Here is a 20,807-nt window from a genome sequence, read left to right as displayed (position 1 = left end):
GCAGCCGAATCTGGAGAGCAAGAAATTTTGGGGTGGGGGATTTGGGCGACAATTTAACGAGCTTTTGAGGCGTTTGACGTGCGGGCGATAAAAAATAGCGATCGCCAATCTATCCTCTCATTTTCCACGGTTGATCCAAACGCCTCTGAGTCCGGCTGCTTTGGCTCCCTGGTAGTCTTCTATAATGCTATCGCCAATATGCCATGCTCCCTCTGGGGAACATTTATGTTTGTCTAAGGCAATGGCAAAAATTTGTGGGTCGGGTTTAGCTGCACGTACCTGCGTAGAAATGGTGACGGAGGTAAAAAACTCTCTCAATCCCAAACTTTGCAATACTGAGTAAATCCGAGAATCAAAATTGGACAGCACCCCCAAGCTAACTCCCAACCGCCGCCAGTTGATTAAAGCTGGTAAAACATCGGGATAGACAAACCACGGTTCGGCAGTCCCAAAGTGGATGTAAAGTTCGCTAAAAAAAGCCGAAAAGTCAGAAAATTCCTTGAGAACTCCAGCACTTTCAAAAGTGTTCAGGGCAATTATCCGCCACCAATCAAACTCGCGCTGGGGAATATCTTGCAGTTCTGCATCTGGAAATATCGGTGGCGGCGCTCCTTTAAAGCTTTTGATGAAGGCTGTATTCAATGTTTCGGCTGAAACTGTAACGCCAAATTCCTGGGCTATCTGACTATAAACTTCGCCCACACTACCTTTGACATCGAAGAGTGTACCCACAGCATCTAAAAAAATAACTTTCGGTTGTTCCATCAAAGTTTGAAAATTTTGAATGTTGAATGTTAGATTTTGGCTTCTTAAAGAGCTTCTGTGGGTAGAGTCTAGCATCTGCTAAGTAGGTTGGCGAAAATCAGGCAAATCATTCTAAATGTCTTGGTTCTTTACCAATGCCCAACCTTAACAAAATAATTGTTTATCCTTAGCAACTTACTTGGCAAGTGCTTCTACGATCGGACGGACTAGCCAATTAAAACCAACTTTGAGTTGATGATCTAAAGTTGGCAGCCTATATAAATAGGCAATCCGCCGGGCGACATATGCCAAGCGCCCATCTAGTTTAATTCCCAAACCAGTGAGAGTGGCGTTGTCTATTCCTAGTGCCATCATTTCTCCTAACTGTTGGTAGCGGAAGGGAAGGAGAGGGCGATTAGTCAAACTTGCCCAGATATTCCAAGCAGTATAATCAGCTTGTTGAAAAGCCGCTTGGGCGGTGGCGGGGACTTGCTGTCCTTCAATATCATGACAGTCTGCTAAATCTCCCAAGGCAAAGATTTCTGGACGATCGAAGACTTGCAGAGTAGATGTAGTACTGATTTGACCGCGCTGGTTTTGTTTGAGGGGAAGGGATTTCACTACGGGCGCAACCCTAGTTCCCACAGTCCAAATTACCAAATCCACAGGAATCGTATCTAACTGGTTTTTGTACTCTAGGGAAATCGAATTTTGCTCTATTGATTCCACTTTGGTTTCTAAATCAAGAAACACACCACGGGTTTCTAAAGCTTTCTTTGCGGCTTCCCGGTTAAACTCTGGAGAAGTTCGCAAAATTTGGTCGGCAATTTCAACGATCCGAAAGCGTCCTCTTTCACCTAGTCTGTCGGCTAACTTACAGGCTAACTCTACGCCACTGTAGCCAGCCCCAATAATTGCCACCCTAATTTTATCAGCATCCGATTCTTCTAAAAATCGCAGGCGTTCTTCCAAACGATAAACATCAGAGATTGTGCGGAATGGGTAGGCGTAGGATGTTGCACCAGGCACTATATCTAGCGGTGTTTCACCTCCTAACGCCAGCACTAAGCGATCGTAAGGGATTTCCGGCCCTTCCTGGATATTCACCAGTTGCTGGTCGATGTCAATTCCAGACACAACTCCTTGATAAAAACGCACCCCCGTGCCTTGTAAAAGTTCTTCAAACGGTGGGGCAATTTCCCAGGTTTGCAGTTCGCCAGTGAGTAATTCGTAAAGTAAAGGAGAGAATAGGAAGCGATCGCTTTGATCTACCAGAACAATTTCGGGTTTTTGCGTAGATTCCCAAGGTAACTGGCTTAAGCGCAAGGCTGTGTAGAGACCACCAAAGCCTCCGCCAAGGATACAAATTCTAGAAGTTTGTTGAGTCATCGATTCTATCTATAGGACGGTCAATGCTAGCTGGGCAACTAACTTCAGTCTAGTAAGTTAAAGCGGACTTTTCAAAATCCCACAAAGTTTTTGAGGGATTAGTCATTAGCCATTTGTCATTAGTCACACTTATATAACTGGAGATTCGCTATAGTTAACGGTTAACAGGCAACGGCTAAAAGGAGTTAAAGAGATGGAAATTAAGCCAACTGACCCATCGCTAGCACTCATGGAAATTCCCCCTGGCTATCTCAACATTATGGGTTACGTCGATCGGTCAGAAGTTAATGGCCCTGGTTGTCGTGCTGTCATCTGGGTACAAGGTTGTCTTCGTGAGTGTCCTGGCTGCTTTAATACTAACTCCTGGTCATTTGAGGCTAACCAATTGATTGCTGTTGATACCCTTGCCGAGAATATTCTCAGTAATCCCCACAACACGGGTGTAACGTTCTCTGGTGGAGAACCCTTTTGGCAAGCAACTGCATTAGCGTCTTTAGCTCGGAAGGTAAAAGCTGCTGGATTAAATGTAATGTCTTTTACTGGTTTCACTCTCAAGCAACTACAGTCTCAATCTGCGCCGCCAGGTTCCCAAGCATTGTTAGAACAACTTGATATTTTGATTGACGGGCCTTTTGTGCAATCTCTGGCAATTAATTCTCCTAACTCTCCAGTTTCTTCTAGCAATCAACGGGTTCGGGTGTTAAACCCGGCTTTTCAAGACCAGATTACTTGGGCTAGCGACCAGATTGAGGTTCATGTTCTCAAGGATGGTGGACGCATAGTTACTGGCTATCAAGGTGGGCTGGAATTGACGTAGGGGGGCGGGCACAATCATGCGTGTCAACTTAAGGTTAAAGCCAGCCTAGAACTAGCTTTTAGAGATTGTCTCGTCAAGAGTCTCTGAGTGGGAATGCCTAATGAGTGGGCTGCCGCAAGTTAAGAGGCGGCAGCAGCCCAATGAAAAGTATTTCCAGCCTCTGACTAGAAACGAGGTTTTATATCATGTCCGGCTAATTAATTATGATTCCCAAATCTATGCAGAAAGCCTAAAAACCCCTCCCCTCTGCTCCTCTGCTCCTCTGCTCCTCTGCTCCTCTGCTCCTCTGCTCCTCTGCTCCTCTGCCCCTCTGCGGTCTTAATGATAAGTCTTTAACCGGACATGATATTAAAGGGTTTGGGCTTAAGTTGACACCAATGCACAGCCGTGTGTCCATACAAAAGTTTGGTATTTCGTGAACTGACAAACGTAATTTTATCTTTAACAAACAAGAGCACTGATTATTTTGCGATCGGGTAATCTACAATACTTTTATATTTAAATAGGAACAATTCCTAAAAATCGAGAGTTTTTATAATTCGTCTCCATAGCCACCTCAATTAGGAATTAGCAGGTCTAATAAATTGTGTTTAATTCCTCTAAGCTAATAACTTACTGTTACAGTTATTGTAACAGTCTCATTTGATCTATTAGAGCAAATGCAATAAGTTAATCTTTGACACAGTATCTGCGTCAACTATTAGTACAGAATGTAATCTTTGGCAAGTGAGGTGGTAAAATAAATCGGCAGAAATTTAGTAGTGTAAGAGAAAATTTTATGCAAAGACGTTACGGTGTTAGTCTCGGCAGACGTTATGCTCTGGCAGTTGCAAGTGTTGTTCTATTTAGTGTATTAGGGTATTGTCAAATCGATAGTAATAAAAGTGCCCTTGCCAAATCTAGCTTACTTCAGCCAGAAACTCCATTGCAAAAAGAGACAGCTAAAACTGATATAAAAATCGTTGCGTCTAGCAATAAGTTTGGCTTCAAACTATTTTCAGAAGTTCAAAAAGCTGATAAAGGTGAGAAGAATGTTTTTATCTCACCTTCGAGTGTTGCGATCGCTCTAGCTATGACCTACAATGGCGCGAGCGGCACAACTCAACTAGCGATCGCAAAAACCCTGGAATTACAGGGAATGAATCTACTAGAAATCAACTCTTCTTACGCAGCATCATTAAAGCAGCTTTTAGACAATTCCGATCCGAAAGTGCAACTGAATATTGCTAACTCACTTTGGGCAAATAAAAACTTTAGCTTTCAACCAGACTTTCTCCAAAGAGTCCAGTATTTCTATAAAGCTAAGGTCAGCAATTTAAATTTTCAAGATCCCGCAGCGGCTAATATTATCAATAAATGGGTTAAAGATAATACTAATGGTAAAATCGATAAGATAATTGAAAAAATTGAGCCAAGTCAGGTGTTATTTCTGATTAATGCCATATATTTTAAGGGGAAGTGGAGCCAAGAATTTAATAAAAATCAAACTGCTCAATACCCTTTTTACAGGACATCTGGCAGACCAAAACAACACCCGATGATGTCACAAAATGGTAACTATCGATACTATGAAAGCCAACAATTTCAGGCAGTTAGTTTACCTTACGGCAAAGATGGGAAATTCAGTTTTTATATTTTCTTGCCGAAACAGAACTCTAATCTGAAAGCCTTCTATCAAAACTTGAATGTTGAAAACTGGGAAAAATGGATGACTCAGTTCAGCAAACAAAAAGGGTTTATTCGCCTACCCCGCTTCAAAACAGATTACGACATTACACTTAATGATTCCTTAAAAATTTTAGGTATGGAAGAGGCTTTCAGCGACAAAGCCAATTTTTCCGGTATGGGTAAAAATCTTAAGATTAGCGAAGTTAAGCATAAAACTTTTGTCGAAGTGAACGAAGAAGGCACGGAAGCGGCTGCTGTTACTTCAGTTGCTGTAGGAATAACATCTTCTATTGATATAAACCCACCATTCCAAATGATTGTTGACCGTCCCTTTTTCTGTGCCATTAGGGATAATCAGACGGGAAGGGTTTTATTTATGGGTTCAATTATTGACCCACAGTAAAAAAGTCAAAACTTCTTCATTTTTAATTTAACTTTAGGGTAATGTCACTTCCGAAATGCTCAGAGTGTTTTTAGCGTCAGCTTTCGCGGACTCGTTTGCTGCAATAGGTGCAGTTATTTCCCCAGTGGTACTGTCGTTTGTCTCGCTGCTTAGGCTCCCAGGACGCAAGGCGCTTAAGGCCGAATAGTAGACCAAACGGCACTTTCAACCACAATAAGGTAGGGATAAGGGCTGATGTTATATAGATAGACAAAATTAACTGGGTGACGAAGAAATTTTGGAAGCTCAGGCTGACTGTTTTGGAGAAAGGATCGCGAAACTTGACTAAACCATTTCAGACAATTTTCACTGAACACCGCGTACTTTGGGCTGTTTTACTCCTTGGTACAGCGCTGCTGGTAACGCTAGCGCTGTCGCTTTCTCAAGGAGCAGTACCTTTAAGTATGTCGGAATTTTGGCAAGCCATACTCCGCAAAGGCGATCCGGTTAAACAGACAATTCTCTGGGATTTGCGTCTGCCACGCATTGCAGCTGCTCTCCTTGTCGGCGCAGCTTTGGGAATGTCAGGAGCACTGCTGCAAGGAATGTTACGCAATAGTCTTGCCGATCCATTTATTTTGGGGATTTCAGCAGGTGCAGGATTAATTGTAATTCTGATGATTGTGTGGCAAATATTCCCGATCGCAATTCCTTTAGCTGCGTGGATGGGAGCTATTTTGACTTCTGCGATCGTTATTTTGCTCGGTCGTGCGGGGTCGGGAATTTCTGTTGATCGGTTGATTTTAGGCGGAGTGGCGGTGAGTTCTTTGTTTGGTGCTGTACAAAGTACATTGCTACTTTTAGCTGAAGACGGTCAAATTCAAACTGCGCTGAGTTGGCTGGTTGGTAGTCTTAACGGACGGGGTTGGCAAGAAATTGCTACGTCTGGCCCTTACATCATCGTTGCATTGCTAGGGGGATGCTTACTGGCGCGATCGGTAAATGTGCTGGCTTTGGGAGATGATTTGGCTGTGGGTTTGGGGGTTTCGTTGACGCGATCGCGTCTGTTAATTGGTGGTGTCGCCACTTTATTAGCCGCAGGTGCAGTCAGCATCAGTGGCCTGATTGGATTTGTTGGTCTTGTTGTCCCTCACGGTGTCCGCCTCATCGTTGGTACAGATCATCGCTTTGTTTTACCACTTTCTGCCCTTGCAGGTGCATGGTTACTAACTTTCGCAGATTTACTCTCTAGACTAGGTGCAGTAGAACTACCAGTAGGTTCCGTTACTGCCTTGCTGGGTTCACCGCTATTTATTTGGTTACTTTATCGTCGTTCTGCTGGGTTTAATAAATTTTGAGCTAATATGCTGGGGTTAAACTTCATCTATATTTACTGCTGACTTTTCACATTATGTGGAAAAGCCAACGATTGACCTAACCCCCTTCCCGACGCGGGAAGGGGGAAAATTCAAAGTCTCTCTCCTAAAAGGAGAGAGGTTTTCCAGATACCGTGAAAAGTCAGATATTTACTGAGGTTTACTAACTTTTAAGAGCATTTAGCTAAGTCTGCTCATTTTGCTCTGCTAGCGGAACAATAAAAATTGCTGGTGTATTCGCTACAACAGCAACAAGCAGAATGATCAGTTTTGGTTTATTTACCTCGTCTATTGTAACATGGGTGAGGTATTTTTTATTTGACGCAATGTCAAATCTCATGTGCGCTTAAAGACTTATTATTTAGACTGACGCAAAGAGATTCTCACGATCGGTGATTAGTCAGACATGATATAACGACAAGCCCAGAGAATACAGGAAACGTCTCCAGCTTTGACACTGCGTGTCTCCATTTTTATCAGTGAATCCAAAGATACTTTTCTAGACTCATACTTGTGTCATTTATTCACTTGCATTTATGCCAATTACCCCGATGATTATTAAGGCGATTGACAGAAGTTTGATGAGTGTGGCAGATTCACGAAACCAGATAATACCAATAATAGCAATTAAGACAGTTCCCAATCCAGCCCAGACAGAATAAGCCACACTGACTTCAAGTTTTTTGAGAGCAAAGGTCAAAAAAGTAAAACAAAGTCCATAGAAAACAACTATTAACACCGAAGGAACTAGTTTAGTAAATCCTTGCGATAACTTCATGCAAGTTGTGCCTGAAACTTCAAAGAGGATTGCTGCAATAAGGTAAATCCAACTTGTTGACATATCTGTTATCAGCAGTTTGTGAGGAATCTTTTATTATCCCTGTGAAATAAAAAAAATACAACAGGTTAAATTCTTCTCATTAGTCGCGGAAATCTACTAAACATTTGTAGGATAGACTACGCGTTGCAAGCTTTAAGAGGATGCTTGAACAGTCTTCTTGTAGGCATCACAAGTTTTAAATCCCTCTAAAACGCCCTTTCTAAGGTGGTTTATGGGGAATATAAAACTGCTTAAATTGAGATTTAAATACTCTTTAAATAACCTCCAAGAACAGGGAGTAGGTAACACTTATACCGACATTTTAAATATAGTTACTAGATTTACAGTCTGCTGTTGTCGAACTTACCGAACCCCAATAGTTCAGTTTTCCGTACATTTATAGTAAAGAGATTTTTGGATCGGCAATCATCATCACTCAGGTGATAAAAACCGAATTCACGCCACTTTTATTTTTAAATACTATGAGAACAAAGCAAGGAATCAAATCCAGTGATTATCCGAGGTAGAGATATGGCATTAGTACGTTTGAACCCCTGGCAAGAATTTAACGCGATACAACGTCAAATCAATCGCTTATTTGATGAAGATATACCAACTGCATTTTTGGATAGAGGTTTATCCAGAGTTCCTGCTGCTGAGTTAAAAGAAACTGAAGATGCAATTCACCTGAAGCTAGAACTTCCAGGAATTGAAGCTAAAGACTTGGATTTGCAAGTTACAGAAAAAGCTGTATACCTGAGCGGCGAGCGGAAGTCTGAAGCAAAATCTGAAGAGAAAGGTGCAATCAAAAGCGAATTCCACTATGGTAAATTCCAACGTGTAATTCCTTTACCTGCTCGGATTCAAAATACCAATGTTACGGCAGATTATAAAGATGGCATCTTGAACCTGACGCTACCCAAAGCTGAAGAAGAAAAGAATAAAGTTGTCAAAGTTAATTTAGCATCATCTGGCTAATTTTAGCTTTATATCTGCTAGCTATCTATTAAAGTAAGTCAAAAGCGCTCCCCTTTTGGAGAGCGCTTTTTAGTGTGAATTACTCAGCCTATACAGATTTATAGGAAAGTGCAAAATTTTAAATCTTTTAGAGTGTGTTATCGCGTATGGTAACCTACCATTTGAGATTTTAGGTGCGTTAGGACATTTGTCCTAACACAACGGCAGTTATGATGGGTGGCTTCCACCGCTCATCCTGCTTCCCCTACTAAACTTGCTCTTTATTAAATCCACATTTCTTAGTTAAGCTCTTCTTCTTGATGGGTTTGGATGACGCAATCAGAAGTGGGCCTGGCAACGCAGGTGAGGACAAATCCCGCGTCCATTTGATCGTTGTCTAAGAAGTTCTGATCTGATTGGTCAACTGTACCTGAAATCAGCTTCCCGGTGCAGGTAGAGCAAGAACCAGCGTTACAGGAATAGGGCAAGTCAAGCTCGTATTCCTCGTTAGCGATCTCTAGAATGTAGTCATCTTCAGGAACGTCAATTACTTGTTCGCCGTCTGGGGTCTTTAATGTAACTTTATAAGTTGCCATGTAACAATCCCTAACTCATATAAACTCCATATTCGATACTACGGGTTTATGTGCTGCTAGTCTAGAGTTAAATGTGGTTGATTTATTTACATCCTTAAGCGCTTAGTGTGAACTGGAAGTTAGAGTAAAAAATTCTGCGATCGCTTCAGCAAATCCCTCAAATGAACTATAATCCTTAGCCACGATAGAAACATTCACACCCAACTTTCGCGCATTAGCAGTTGTATAAGGGCCGAAACATGCAATTACACAGCCCTGATAATCGCTTTGCGAGTTAACCATTGTTAAAAAGCTTTCTACTTCCGCCGTGCTACTAAAGGCAATTACATCGATTATTCCTTGACGAATCAAGTTTAATTCAATACTGTAGATACTTGTGTTTAAGCCCTGTGTAATATATGTGGGTACGCGAGTTACTTCTATGCCCAATTGCTGCAAATCGGTAATCAAATTGGGTACAACATCAGGCTCAGGCAAACCAACAACTTCTGGAGCAGGTATCAGTACTTTTTTCTTGTGAATTTGCGGAAGTTTTGCTAATTCAGCCACAATTCCGGCTGGGCTAGATTCTGTGGGAATTAAATCCACTTTGCCACAAAAAGATAATAAGCTTTCTGCGTCTTTTCCTAAAGCACATAATTGACATTTTTGCACCACAGATACAGGAATATTTAAATCATTCATCCGGTGAAAAAATGCAGCGATTCCGTTTCTACTTGTAAAGACAATCCAATCAAATTCACCTATGTGCTTTAGAGCAGTATCTAACTTAGTGTAGTTTGACAAATAAGAGGTTTCGATAGTAGGCATAAAAATAGGTAAACCACCTTGTTTGATGATTTGTTCAGATAACCTATAAGCATAATTTCTCGGTGCTGTGACTAAAATCCTTTTGCCATATAGAGGTAATTCTCTAGATGGAGTCAGCAGGTTGATTTCTCTTGATTGGGCGTGCATTTGTTTATCTGCCATTTCATTGCTATTCCACTTTAGAATGCAATATGCTTGGTGTTCGTGATATTTTGCCGACATTTTTGTAATAGTCAAAGTGTCGTGCTGACCGATATCCCGCCTGGGAATAAATTCCAAGGCTAATAGCTCAAGTCCACTTAAGTGGACTGAGATTTTTATCAAAATCCATTTTTTAACGTAGACGCGTTGGCGTTGGCGTAGCCTCTCGTAGAGGCGCAGAGGAAACAGAGAAAAGAGAAAAAATGCTTAACCCAAGGGGAGTATCCCAAATGTGCAAGTTTATTTTTATAGGGGATTTTGGCTTAGAACAATAATGAAATAACGAACCGCCAAGGACGCCAAGAGCGCTAAGGAAAGAGGTTTGTACAGGGTTTTTGTGTCAGTTCTGTACCTTTTGGCAAAATTGGGATGCTCCCTAACCCAAGCGTATTGGTATTTAGTCTTCTTGAGAGGACTTGAGCTATTAGCCTCGGAATTTATTCCAAGGCGGGATGGCAACGAAGCAGAAGATTGAAAAAATGCTGATATTGAGCAATCCTATTTGATTTGTGAGAATTGCAACCCGCAGCAACGCGGATTATTTGAGAAGTCACGGATCTTTTTCCTCACCAATGATTCAGGATTGCTATATAAATCCTAGCCATTTTTCTAGGATGAATTCTCCCCATTTTTCCGATGTCATCTGGGTTGATAAAACGGGACGATATGAGTATCTAAGAAAGTTGGCAGAAAAATCTTATGTCTTCATTACTGGCTTTATCCAACAGTTTAGCTGATACCGTAGAACAAGCTGGAATTGCTGTGGTTGCAGTTAATGCGGGTGCTCGTGTTTCCCCAAGTGGCATTCACTGGCGTAATGGCATCATTGTTACCTCTGATGAGTCTCTCCAGCGCTATGATGACATCACCATCACTTTATCAAATGGCAGTACTGCACCAGCAACACTCATCGGTCATGACTCTAGCACTGATATCGCTGTTTTTAAGCTAGAAAATGTAGAAATACCTGTAGCAAAAGTTGGCGATGCCAAAACGCTCAAAGTCGGTCATCTGGTGTTAGGACTGGCAAGAGGTAGCGAAGGGGACTTAAGGGCGGCGATGGGTGCGGTGAGTGTGGTTAGCGGTGCTTGGCGGAGTATGAATGGCGGGAATATTGACCAATTCATCCGTCCAGACATCACCCTTTACTCTGGCTTTGCAGGCGGGCCGCTCGTAGATGCTGCTGGTTTTGTGGTAGGTATGAATACATCGGGGCGGCGTGGTACTGCTTTGACTATTCCTACTGCTACAGTCGATCGCGTAGTCGATCAATTAGTAGCAAAAGGACGCATTTCAAAAGGCTACTTGGGTGTGGGAATGCAACCTGTACGTTTACCTAAGAACCTGAAAACTGCTCTCAATTTAACTTCTGCAACTGGGGTAATTGTCGTTAATGTTGAGCCTTCCGGGCCTGCTGACAATGCAGGTGTGTTGCTTGGCGATGTTTTGGTAACGTTCGATGGCGTAACTGTGGGAGATACAGGTGATGTACTGGCGCTGCTCAATAGTAGCGATCGCATTGGTCAAACTGTCAACCTGCAAGTTGTCCGGGGTGGAGTGTTAATTGAGTTAGCGATCGCAGTTGGCGAACGACCTACTAAGGAAGAATAATCCAATTTGGGATGGGTTTAACTAGCTGTGTCAAGATTTATCTAAATTTTCTATTCATTCGAGCTTTTGAACTCGGAACTTCCACCTTTTTGCTCGGACGTTGAGCCTTTGAACTCGGAACTTCCACCTTTTTACTCGAACGTTGAGCCTTTGAATTCGGAACTTCCACCTTTTTACTCGAACGTTGAGCCTCTGAACTCGGAACTGTCAGAATTTGCTTTCTAAAGTTGGGCTGACTGATATTTTGCAGCATTCTCAATTATCCCAACCCGACTAAAAACTATTGTCAGCCAACAGATTCTACTTTGACATGGGGAAAAATTGTATAACATGGCAAACACAACATTAACTAACATCGCTGCTGAATTAACAGAGGTAGCTGCTAAACTACGCGATCGCACTGTCAAAGTGAAAAGCGGCTCTCTGGGAGTCGGTTCTGGTGTAATTTGGCAATCTGACGGACTAATTATTACTAATGCCCATGTCGCAACCAGCAACCGCGCAACTGTGGAATTGGCAGATGGAAGGGTATTTGATGCGGTGCGTACACAATTCGATCCACAGCAAGATTTAGCAGCCCTAAAAATTGTCGCCACTGATTTAACTGCTGCAACTATTGCTAATTCTGAGGCGCTACGAGTGGGTGAATTAGTTTTAGCGGTGGGTAATCCCTTTGCTGACAGTGGTGCTGTAACAACTGGAATTATTCATGCAAATAATCCACGGGCTGTTATGGCTGATTTGCAGCTGTATCCTGGAAACTCTGGGGGGCCACTTGCCGATTGTCAAGGCCGAGTTGTGGGAATTAATACGATGATTGTTAATGGTTTGGCTGTAGCAGTTCCCAGCAACACCGTTGAGCGTTTTTTACAGGGAAATAGTCGTCCGCAACTGGGAGTTACACTGCAACCTGTGCTTTTAAGTAGGCGTAGCTTGGGTTTATTGGTGTTGTCAATCCTACCTAACAGTGCGGCAGAAACTGCTGGTGTACAAATTGGTGATGTTTTAATTGGAGTTTCGGGGCGATTATTCACTAGCATGAATGATTTAACTAAATATCTCCATGACAGTAAAGGATCTGTGCCGCTACAACTCCTACGCGGTGGGAAGCAATTCGCGATCTATGTTGAGGTGCAGTCTGGGAAAACTGCTGTGGAGGCGACATGATCCGGGTGATGGTAGTTGCCACTTCCCCTGTAGTGCGGGCAGGGTTATCCGCTGTGGTGGCTACCAATCCTCGGCTGATGGTTGTGGGGAGTGCATCCGATTTGGATGTATTGGCAAGGGAAGTTGGGCAATTACAACCAGATGTGGTGCTGGTAGATTTGAGTGGCAATCTTCAACAATCGGTGTGGGAAAAATTGCTGATTATTCAAGAACAGCAATACCCATTAGGAACGATCGTCATTGTTGAGGAACTCGACAGCATTGATTTAGAGACAGGGTTACGTTCTGGTATCCGGGGGATATTGCCCAGTACTAGCACAGAGTCAGAAATTGTTGCGGCTGTGGAGGCGATCGCTTTTGGTTTGGTGGTGCTGCACCCGGATGCTATAGAATTACTCTCTATCCGAGAAAAAGTGGTGGCAAATCCCGTACAAACCTTGACACCACGGGAGATAGAGGTTTTAGGTATGCTTGGTTCTGGGTTGGGGAATAAAGCGATCGCTAAAAGCTTGCATATTTCTGAGCATACAGTTAAATTTCATCTCTCATCCATTTTCCAAAAGCTCGCTGTCTCCAGCCGCACTGAGGCTGTTGCTGTGGGTGTGCGACTGGGTTTGATTATGCTGTAATTTGTAATGAATAGGACTTACGCAATAACTCTCTGAAACTCTCATTCCTTCGTGTCCTTTGCGCCTTCGCGGTTCGTTTTTCCATTATTTTGCGTAAGTCCTGATGAATTATCGGTTAGATGCAATAGACCTCTTGTATACAGCGATTTTCAGTTGAATAGACTATAAAAAAAGACCTAACCCCCAGCCCCTCAATACGGTTCGGTTAAGGCAAGAGACGCGATAAATCGCCGTCTTTACAATAATCAGTCCTTTGTAGAGACGGCGATTTATCGCGTCTTTGCGATTAGCGGCAAAACCGTATTGCCCAGCCCCTTAAGAGCTAGCGTTGGGGAGTAGCCTCAAAGCCTCTCTCCTTTTAGGAGAGAGGAATGGAAGTGAAGTCAAAAATTAAGTTGCACATCGCATGAGGTCTATTCAATATCAAATGATGACATACAGCCTCCAATGAGGTCATGGTGTATGTATCACATTTGATTCATCACTTATATGAACATCTTAATGCTATCTTCCACCTTTCCCTACCCACCAACGCGCGGGGGAACCCAAGTCAGGACATTTAATTTACTTAAATATCTCAGTCAACGCCATAGTATTACCCTAGCGACTCAACGCGAGGGCGATGTTACAGACGCAGAAGTAGCAGGATTACGCGATTGTGTGGAGCATCTAGCTATTTTTGAACGCCCGCCAGATTCTGCAACCACCGGAATATTGAAGAAAATACAGCGATTTGGTACATTTTTGCAACAGGGAACACCACCAAGCGTACTCAACCGCTACTCAGTTGAGATGCAAACGTGGGTTGATAACTGGGTGGAAGCAGGGAAATGTGATGTAATTACCTGCGAACATAGCGTCAATGAAATTTATGTACGTTCGCATTTTCAGAAACAGCTAAAAACGATAGTTGATGTTCATAGTTCTGTGTACGCTACCTGTCGAAACCAACTATCAACGGGAATTTCAGAAAATTCCCTCAGAGACAAAATTAATCTGCCACTTTTGCGGCGTTATGAGCAAAACTACTGTGCTAAATTTTCGGCAATTGTCGCGACAACAGAAGAAGATAAAATTCAACTACAAGAATTTAACCCCAATAGTGAAATTACAGTTATTCCCAATGGCGTAGATTTAGTTTCTTTCCCCAACCGTACCACCGATCCAGGTGGACACCGTTTAATTTTTATTGGTGCAATGGATAATTTGGCAAATATTGATTCTGTCTGCTTTTTCAGCAACGAAGTTTTACCAGAAATCCAAAAATTGTATCCTGATACAACTTTCGATATTGTCGGTTCTCATCCGGTGCCAGAAGTTTTAGCACTTGATAAAAAACCAGGAGTTAATGTAATTGGGCGCGTGCCTTCGATGGTAGAGTATTTACATCAAGCCACCATCTGTGTTGTACCAATGCGGACTGGGTTTGGCATTAAAAACAAAACTTTAGAGGCAATGGCAGCTGGTGTACCGATAGTAGCTAGCGATCGCGGCTTAGAAGGATTAGCCGTAGATGGAGCTAGTCATACATTACGGGCATTACGAGCAAATAAACCAGCAGAGTACATCACCGCTATTAGTCAACTATTCGATCGTCCAAATCTGCGTTTAGAATTGTCTCACAACGGCAGACAACTGGTAGAAACAGAATTCACTTGGGATATCGCGGGTAAAAGCTATGAACAAGTTTGTCTTCAAAGAGAGTAATACTAATTCGTAATGGGCTACGCTAATGTAATTAGCACACAGATAATGCTTGATTTAATACAGATCCCACCACTAGCTTCTAGATAAATTCTAATTGTTTTTTCTTATCGGTGTGGAACAGATGTATGTAGAGACGTTGCAATGCAATGTCTCTACATCAGTCATAGAAATTATCTTATCTAAATCGTATTGGTTCAGGATTAGCTTGTAAAAAAAACACATCAATTATTGTCGTATTTAGTAGAAGCACCTAACACAAGTAATTTCTTATGCTTACGTTTCTTCTTGTTTTTGAGGGTAGTCAAATAATTATCAACGTAGCGGAAAGCTGCTGCACCATCGTAATCAGCAATGGCTATAGCTTGTAAGAAAACCTTTGAAGGAATTTCAAACGCTAAAAATTTTTCTGTTAAAAGTAACAAATCTTTATCAGTGGCAGGAAAAGTAGTTTCTTCTGCCTCTTCTGGATCGTAAAATATATCTTCAATTAATGCTTTATACATTTTGTACCTCCCCAAAAGCATAAGACGCAAAGCCTGTGATAAAGTTAAGCTGCTGATCGCGAGTTTGTAAGCTAACTGGGAGTTCAGTACCAGGACATCCTATCTCCCGCAAAATCTCCAAACAATAAGCACCGAGTTGAGTGTATGGAGCTTGCTCCAATTCTTGAGCTACTTCTAGAGCCATCTCCAGATTGACTTGGATAACCGTCTTTACAGGGTTGGTCATAAACACGCCCTAATAAACTGGATGCTCTTAGTTTTGATCGCAAATACAAATAGCGTAACGGTGTTTTTGCGGAATTTATGAAGAGGGAAAAATAAAGTATCAGCGCATTTGCGGTAATGTATCCGAAATTATGGAAACCAGTGTGAGAGTTAGTCAATTTCGATCTAGGTGCGATCGCTGTTCGTGTAGCAGATGCACCAGAAGGTGTTGGCGTAACCCTTTGAGGCATTATGTCGTTGATGCAGCCTCTCGTAAAGAAGATAAGCGATCGCTCACCAAAATCAAGTATGAATAACTCAAAAATAACAAGCTATACAAAATAAATCTTTAGCATATAGGAGTATCCCAATGCAAGCAAGAACATGTTTGTTATTGCCTTTGCCCTTGGCGTTCCCGTAGGGTACGAAGCGAACACTCCACCACGTTGCGATCGCAATAATAATTTATAATCCAATACGGTTCAGTCAAGCACATTTATCTGTTAAGGCAGGCAGGGGGAGAGAAAAAAGCTTAACTGAACTCTGTTTGACATAGAAACCAAAATAGCAGATATGGTCTTCCAGACTTATAGCTAGATTTTTCAATTACCTTTTGGCGATGCCTCTATATACCCTGACACACAAGATGATTATTTTGTAAAGTGCGTAAGCCCTAATTTTATTACTTCTCAATATTACCCACAGAAAAACGCATTTTTGGCAAAACTGAATCCTTATTCATCTTTTGTCGATCGGATATATAAAACAACATTAATTATGTTGAAGGTGATTTCATCAGAATTTTACAATTAACGGGCTTGTATTATGCAACTATTACAACGATAAAATACATTCGATCTGTAAAATTACAAAGGGATATACTATGGCCATTGTTCTTCAAACTTTTAACAATGATTCTTTGCCCATCACTGGTGGTAATATTTTTGGTGGAGGCAATGGCAATATCTTTCTTAAGCAGGAAAATAATGTAATCGATGGTGGAAATGCTAATAACAGCATAGATGTATCTCAATCTTTGTCTGGGGTATCTATTACCGCTGACCTAGAAGCCCAAACTCTCTCTGCCAATAACGTTCCTGGCTTGGGAACATTAACATTCAATATAGTCAACATTACCAATGTCATTGGCACAAATGAGGCTGACAGCATTAAGGGTGATAGTCAAAATAATCAATTAACTGGTCTGGCTGGGGATGACCTAATTGATGGTAAAGGTGGCAATGACCTGATTGACGGTGGACTGGGAAATGACACGTTGATAGGTGGTGCAGGCGATGATACATTCAAGGGCAGTCGCGGTAACGACAGCATCAATGGCGGAGATGGCTTTGATAAAGCAGACTACAGCAAACTAGGTAAAGCCATCACCCTCTCAGGTGTAGGGGCAATTACCAAAGCTGATGGATTTGGAACAGATCGAGTCTTTAAAGTAGAAACAGTTATTGCTGATGCTGGTGTTGCCGACAATACCATAGATGCGTCTCAATCTTTGTCTGGGGTATCTGCCACCGCTGACCTAGAAGCCCAAACTATCTCTGCCAATAACGTTCCTGGTTTAGGAACATTAACATTTAATGTAGTGAACTTTGACAATGTTATCGGTACAAATGAAAGTGATAGCATTACTGGCGATAGCCAAGATAACCTATTAGTTGGTAATGCTGGCAATGACACTATCTCCGGTGGCTTAGGTAATGACACCATCATCGGTGGAGAAGGTAAGGATATTCTTACAGGTGGCGTTGGTGCAGATAAGTTTACTTTCAGCAGTGCTAACGAGGGTATTGACATCATCAAAGATTACAACTTTGCTCAGGGCGACGTAATCCAAGTTTCTAAATTAGGGTTTGATACTACTAAGATTAGCGACTTTTTCTACGACACCTCTAGCGGTAACTTGTCTTTTTTAGGAAATCAATTTGCCTCCCTTGAAAATATTTCATCCAATGTGAGTATTCAGTTGGTGTAAAATTACTACAAGTCACAATTTCATGAGAAATTAAAGCTTTTTGTCCTTTATTCCCAGAGTAAAAGTTTTGTTATAAAAAAATAGATTGGACTGATAAAAGTATAAATTGTATCAGATATCAGCAGCTAGCCCTAAAAAACTTTTTGCAACATAACCACTGAACATGGCAGTTGTTTTAACTCTCTCGACCAGAGCAACGAACTGCCTCATCCTGGGTGTTGAATTCTTGCATTTTGATGATATTATTCTAAAAAATTTAGGAATAAACTTTGTGGCATTTACGAACAATCAACTATTTAACTTATTTGTCAAATACTTACCAGCGATCGCAGCTATAATAACGGTTTTTCCATTACCAGTTAAAGCAGCTACATTCTTAGTAACTGAACGCGCTGTTTTAGAAAGCAATGATGAAGTTAACTGGGGAAGTTTAGGTAAAGTATTCAATCCCACCTCTCCTGACTTTTCTGCTTTTTTGCCTAACTCTTTTTTAGCAACATCGCAAGGTGGTTTAGGGTTAAATATAAATATAGCTCCAACTAATAAACCTCAAATTACTCCACCATTTGTCTTTCAAACTTTACCTCCACCTGGCATTCGGACTAACTTCGCTCAAGGAGATTTTGTTCTCTTCGGAGGCATAGACCCAACAGGTTTTCAACCTCTTCCTCCTGGTGCTCCCGATCCTCGGACTCAGGGGAACGGAGGGCCTTTGAGCATTAGTTTTGCCCAGCCTGTTTTTGGCGCTGGTACTCAGATAGCTGTAGACATTAGTAATTTAGAAGTTGAAACTTTTATCAGCGCTTTTGATAATGCCAATAACTTGTTGGGTAGTTTCTCAGTTTTAAGTACCTCATCGCTAGCATTAGATAATTCGGCAGTATTTTTGGGGGTTCGTAGTGACACTCCAAACATCTCACGGCTCGTTTTTAGCAGTTCTGCTCCAAAATACGCCTTGGCTATTAATCAGTTAAGCATTATTGGAGTTCCCGAACCAACTTATACCTTGGCGATATTAGCTTTTGGTATTTCAGGTACTATTTTGAAACTACGCCAACGCACTGGGCAAAATAATTCGTAATTAGTAATTGAAGAATGTACAGCAACCCACACCAAAATATCTGATTGGGCGATCTGCAAGACGCTCTCTACGAGAAGCTGCACGTAGCTTGTTTTCCCGTAAAGATACGCGGACTCCCTTTCTCATATCGCTATCAGTGATGAGCCTTTAGCTCAAGACATTTCGGAATAAGAAATTACCAGGTCAGTTAGAATAGTCCTTTTCCCTGTAGGGAATAAAAACAGACTTAATCAGTCTATCGGGTAAGTTATTTTCCGGAAATTGCTTAACACTGATTGTAATTACGAATTACGTTAGCGCAGCGGTAGCGAGTCCCCTTATCCTTACCAGAAAGCAAGCTACGCGCAGCCTTTCGTAGAGAACGTCATTATCAATGACGAAGAATTATTTGGACACTGTGAGAGTGTCAAAATAATTTGTCATTGAATAAGCTCGATTTTTGAGCATACTCAAATTTCTCTCAGACGTAAGTTCCACATAATTCTTATCTTCAGCCAAATGAAACTCTATGTCATACAAAGAATTAGAACATATCATAGACGCTAAGATACAAAAAGCTATACGGAAGCACGAGATAGTAGTTGCTTTTATTAGTAGTATTATTGGCTTGATTTTTATAATGGGTTTGTTCCATGCTATTTTGCTCAACCACACTCAAATTCAATCATTTTGCTTGAACTGATTACTGGTTGTATTCAATGGATGTTTTTTATATAAGTGTTCCTTGATGTCCATAAAACTCATCAAAATTACACATATTTTTTAATAAAATGGAATTGCACCTATGGAGAGTAAAAATAATAGCAGGGCTATATTTGTCTTATTTTTGACTATATTTATAGACTTGCTCGGTTTTGGAATTATCCTGCCAATACTGCCTTTATATGCCGAACAATTCGGCGCAAAACCGAATGAAGCGACTCTACTTATAGCTATTTATTCTTTAATGCAGTTCTTATTTGCACCATTATGGGGCAGATTTAGCGATCGCTACGGTCGCCGTCCGATTTTATTACTGACTTTATTCGGTTCGGTAATTGCATACGCAGGCTTAGGTTTTGCCAACTCCTTATGGATTTTATTTATTGCTCGTAGTCTTGCTGGGGCTATGGCAGGGAATATTGCTACTGCTCAGGCGTACATAGCAGATATTACCACGCCAGCTAATCGATCTCGTGGTATGGGCATAATCGGAGCAGCTTTTGGTCTTGGCTTCATTCTCGGCCCAGCGATTGGAGGTCTTCTGATCGGTTCCGATCCGAACAACGCTAACTTTCATTTACCGTCGTTGTTCGCAGCCGGATTATCTTTATTAGCATTTCTTTGTGCTTTGATATTACTTCCAGAATCTCTAAATTCTGAGACTAAAGCTAAAATCCAAGTTCATCGCCACCGTCAGCAACGGCTGAACTTGCTACATCTGTCACAGCGTCCACAGTTTTGTATGCTTGTTGGCATCTACTTTTTAGTAACCTTTGCTGTTGCGGCTATGGATTCTACATTGGCTTTATGGTCTAAGCAGCAATTAAACTGGGGGCCTCAACAAACTAGTTATCTTTTTGCCTTCATGGGGATTGTGAGCACAATCATTCAAGGAGGACTAATCGGATTTCTCAAGAAACAATTTGGTGAAATCAAATTACTTATCTTAGGGATATTAGGGTTAGGTTCAGGATTACTGTTAATTGGATTCTCACAAAGCCTAATTTTATTGTTGGTCGCCACCACGCTTATAGCATGGGGAATTAGTGTCAGCCAACCAATATTGAACAGCCTGATTTCCCAGATGACACCCCCAGAAGAACAAGGGCAAATATTAGGAATTGCCAGTTCTTGCTCTGCATTGGCACGCATCGCTGGGCCAACATGGGCAGGGGTGAGTTTTATAAAATTTGGAAGTTCTGCTCCTTTTTTGAGTGGAACTTTAGTAATGGTAGTAGCTTTGACTCTTAGTTTGCGAGTAACTAAAAGTGTATCTGAGCCAAACAGAGAACGTGTAGCCTGATAATCTAGGTCTTAGAATATCTAAAGTTATGGTCGATGTATCCAAAACTTTAGATCCTCCTAAATCCTCCTTAAAAAGGAGGACTTTGAGAAGGTTATTCCCCCTTTTTAATTAAAAATTACGTTAGCGCAGCGTTAGCGAGTCTTTGAG

18 protein-coding genes and 1 pseudogene are annotated in these 20,807 nt (G+C 41.6%); 11 read left to right on the top strand and 8 right to left on the bottom strand.

Translation table 11 applies throughout. The annotated features are described in order from the left end of the window. Window positions 1-117 precede the first annotated feature (117 nt). Together V7L01_RS02140 and V7L01_RS02135 are read right to left on the bottom strand one after the other, a co-directional pair. Window positions 118-765 (bottom strand): HAD-IA family hydrolase, encoded by a 648-nt coding sequence (locus V7L01_RS02140; protein WP_335031484.1) that lies wholly within the window; start codon window positions 763-765, stop codon window positions 118-120. Window positions 766-939: 174 nt separating this feature from the next. Further along, complete coding sequence (locus tag V7L01_RS02135; protein WP_335031482.1) at window positions 940-2,133, bottom strand: NAD(P)/FAD-dependent oxidoreductase; 1,194 nt, start codon at window positions 2,131-2,133, stop codon at window positions 940-942. 193 nt (window positions 2,134-2,326) lie between these two features. Here V7L01_RS02135 and V7L01_RS02130 point away from each other — a divergent pair, with 193 nt between their 5' ends. Together V7L01_RS02130 and V7L01_RS02125 are read left to right on the top strand one after the other, a co-directional pair. Beyond that, window positions 2,327-2,950 (top strand): 4Fe-4S single cluster domain-containing protein, encoded by a 624-nt coding sequence (locus V7L01_RS02130; RefSeq protein WP_335031480.1) that lies wholly within the window; start codon window positions 2,327-2,329, stop codon window positions 2,948-2,950. Between the two features lie 739 nt (window positions 2,951-3,689). Further along, window positions 3,690-5,021 (top strand): serpin family protein, encoded by a 1,332-nt coding sequence (locus V7L01_RS02125; RefSeq protein WP_442936929.1) that lies wholly within the window; start codon window positions 3,690-3,692, stop codon window positions 5,019-5,021. Between the two features lie 175 nt (window positions 5,022-5,196). Here V7L01_RS02125 and V7L01_RS35300 read toward each other — a convergent pair. Further along, window positions 5,197-5,343: pseudogene (locus V7L01_RS35300) on the bottom strand (AI-2E family transporter); the annotation flags it as partial. On the opposite strand from V7L01_RS35300, the gene V7L01_RS02115 reads away from it, so the two are divergent. Then, on the top strand, window positions 5,342-6,358 hold the full coding sequence (locus tag V7L01_RS02115) for a FecCD family ABC transporter permease (protein ID WP_335031476.1): 1,017 nt from the start codon (window positions 5,342-5,344) through the stop codon (window positions 6,356-6,358). The pseudogene V7L01_RS35300 and the gene V7L01_RS02115 sit on opposite strands and share 2 nt — an antisense overlap. A gap of 538 nt (window positions 6,359-6,896) precedes the next feature. Here V7L01_RS02115 and V7L01_RS02110 read toward each other — a convergent pair. Then, window positions 6,897-7,217, bottom strand: coding sequence for a DMT family transporter (locus V7L01_RS02110; RefSeq protein ID WP_335031475.1), 321 nt, complete (start codon window positions 7,215-7,217; stop codon window positions 6,897-6,899). A 510-nt stretch (window positions 7,218-7,727) separates the two neighbouring features. Between V7L01_RS02110 and V7L01_RS02105 the strand changes: the two genes are divergently transcribed. Further along, window positions 7,728-8,174 (top strand): Hsp20/alpha crystallin family protein, encoded by a 447-nt coding sequence (locus tag V7L01_RS02105; RefSeq protein ID WP_335031474.1) that lies wholly within the window; start codon window positions 7,728-7,730, stop codon window positions 8,172-8,174. Between the two features lie 278 nt (window positions 8,175-8,452). On the opposite strand, the gene V7L01_RS02100 is transcribed toward V7L01_RS02105, so the two are convergent. Both V7L01_RS02100 and V7L01_RS02095 read right to left on the bottom strand, forming a co-directional pair. Next, the gene (locus tag V7L01_RS02100) at window positions 8,453-8,749 is read right to left on the bottom strand and encodes a ferredoxin (RefSeq protein ID WP_335031472.1); all 297 of its coding nucleotides are present in this window, start codon (window positions 8,747-8,749) and stop codon (window positions 8,453-8,455) included. Window positions 8,750-8,851: 102 nt separating this feature from the next. Continuing rightward, window positions 8,852-9,706 carry a uroporphyrinogen-III synthase gene (locus tag V7L01_RS02095; protein ID WP_335031544.1) on the bottom strand — a complete coding sequence of 285 codons (855 nt, stop codon included), beginning with the start codon at window positions 9,704-9,706 and terminating at the stop codon, window positions 8,852-8,854. 753 nt (window positions 9,707-10,459) lie between these two features. Here V7L01_RS02095 and V7L01_RS02090 point away from each other — a divergent pair. The 4 genes from V7L01_RS02090 to V7L01_RS02075 all read left to right on the top strand — a co-directional run bounded on the left by V7L01_RS02090 (window position 10,460) and on the right by V7L01_RS02075 (window position 14,874). Beyond that, window positions 10,460-11,371 carry a S1C family serine protease gene (locus tag V7L01_RS02090; RefSeq protein ID WP_335031470.1) on the top strand — a complete coding sequence of 304 codons (912 nt, stop codon included), beginning with the start codon at window positions 10,460-10,462 and terminating at the stop codon, window positions 11,369-11,371. A 330-nt stretch (window positions 11,372-11,701) separates the two neighbouring features. Further along, window positions 11,702-12,538, top strand: coding sequence for a S1C family serine protease (locus V7L01_RS02085; RefSeq protein ID WP_335031468.1), 837 nt, complete (start codon window positions 11,702-11,704; stop codon window positions 12,536-12,538). Next, a complete protein-coding gene (locus V7L01_RS02080; RefSeq protein WP_335031467.1) occupies window positions 12,535-13,167 on the top strand; it encodes a response regulator transcription factor in 633 nt (210 codons plus the stop codon). Before V7L01_RS02085 ends, V7L01_RS02080 begins: the two co-directional genes overlap by 4 nt. A 489-nt stretch (window positions 13,168-13,656) precedes the next feature. After that, a complete protein-coding gene (locus tag V7L01_RS02075; protein ID WP_335031465.1) occupies window positions 13,657-14,874 on the top strand; it encodes a glycosyltransferase family 4 protein in 1,218 nt (405 codons plus the stop codon). A 221-nt stretch (window positions 14,875-15,095) separates the two neighbouring features. Here the strand turns inward: V7L01_RS02075 and V7L01_RS02070 are convergent, their stop codons facing one another. Further along, window positions 15,096-15,377: a hypothetical protein gene (locus V7L01_RS02070; protein ID WP_335031463.1), complete on the bottom strand. Its 282-nt coding sequence runs from the start codon at window positions 15,375-15,377 to the stop codon at window positions 15,096-15,098. Next, on the bottom strand, window positions 15,370-15,603 hold the full coding sequence (locus V7L01_RS02065; protein ID WP_335031461.1) for a hypothetical protein: 234 nt from the start codon (window positions 15,601-15,603) through the stop codon (window positions 15,370-15,372). Before V7L01_RS02065 ends, V7L01_RS02070 begins: the two co-directional genes overlap by 8 nt. 861 nt (window positions 15,604-16,464) lie before the next feature. Between V7L01_RS02065 and V7L01_RS02060 the strand changes: the two genes are divergently transcribed. The 3 genes from V7L01_RS02060 to V7L01_RS02050 all read left to right on the top strand — a co-directional run bounded on the left by V7L01_RS02060 (window position 16,465) and on the right by V7L01_RS02050 (window position 20,657). Beyond that, the gene (locus V7L01_RS02060; RefSeq protein WP_335031459.1) at window positions 16,465-17,571 is read left to right on the top strand and encodes a calcium-binding protein; all 1,107 of its coding nucleotides are present in this window, start codon (window positions 16,465-16,467) and stop codon (window positions 17,569-17,571) included. A gap of 271 nt (window positions 17,572-17,842) precedes the next feature. Then, complete coding sequence (locus V7L01_RS02055; protein WP_335031457.1) at window positions 17,843-18,652, top strand: hypothetical protein; 810 nt, start codon at window positions 17,843-17,845, stop codon at window positions 18,650-18,652. A gap of 784 nt (window positions 18,653-19,436) precedes the next feature. After that, complete coding sequence (locus V7L01_RS02050) at window positions 19,437-20,657, top strand: MFS transporter (protein WP_335031455.1); 1,221 nt, start codon at window positions 19,437-19,439, stop codon at window positions 20,655-20,657. The last annotated feature ends 150 nt before the right edge of the window (window positions 20,658-20,807 follow it).

This window comes from Nostoc sp. (assembly GCF_036917095.1).
Lineage (GTDB): Bacteria > Cyanobacteriota > Cyanobacteriia > Cyanobacteriales > Nostocaceae > Nostoc.
Note: the sequence above shows the minus strand (reverse complement) of the source record. Positions and strands in the feature narration are given on the sequence as shown.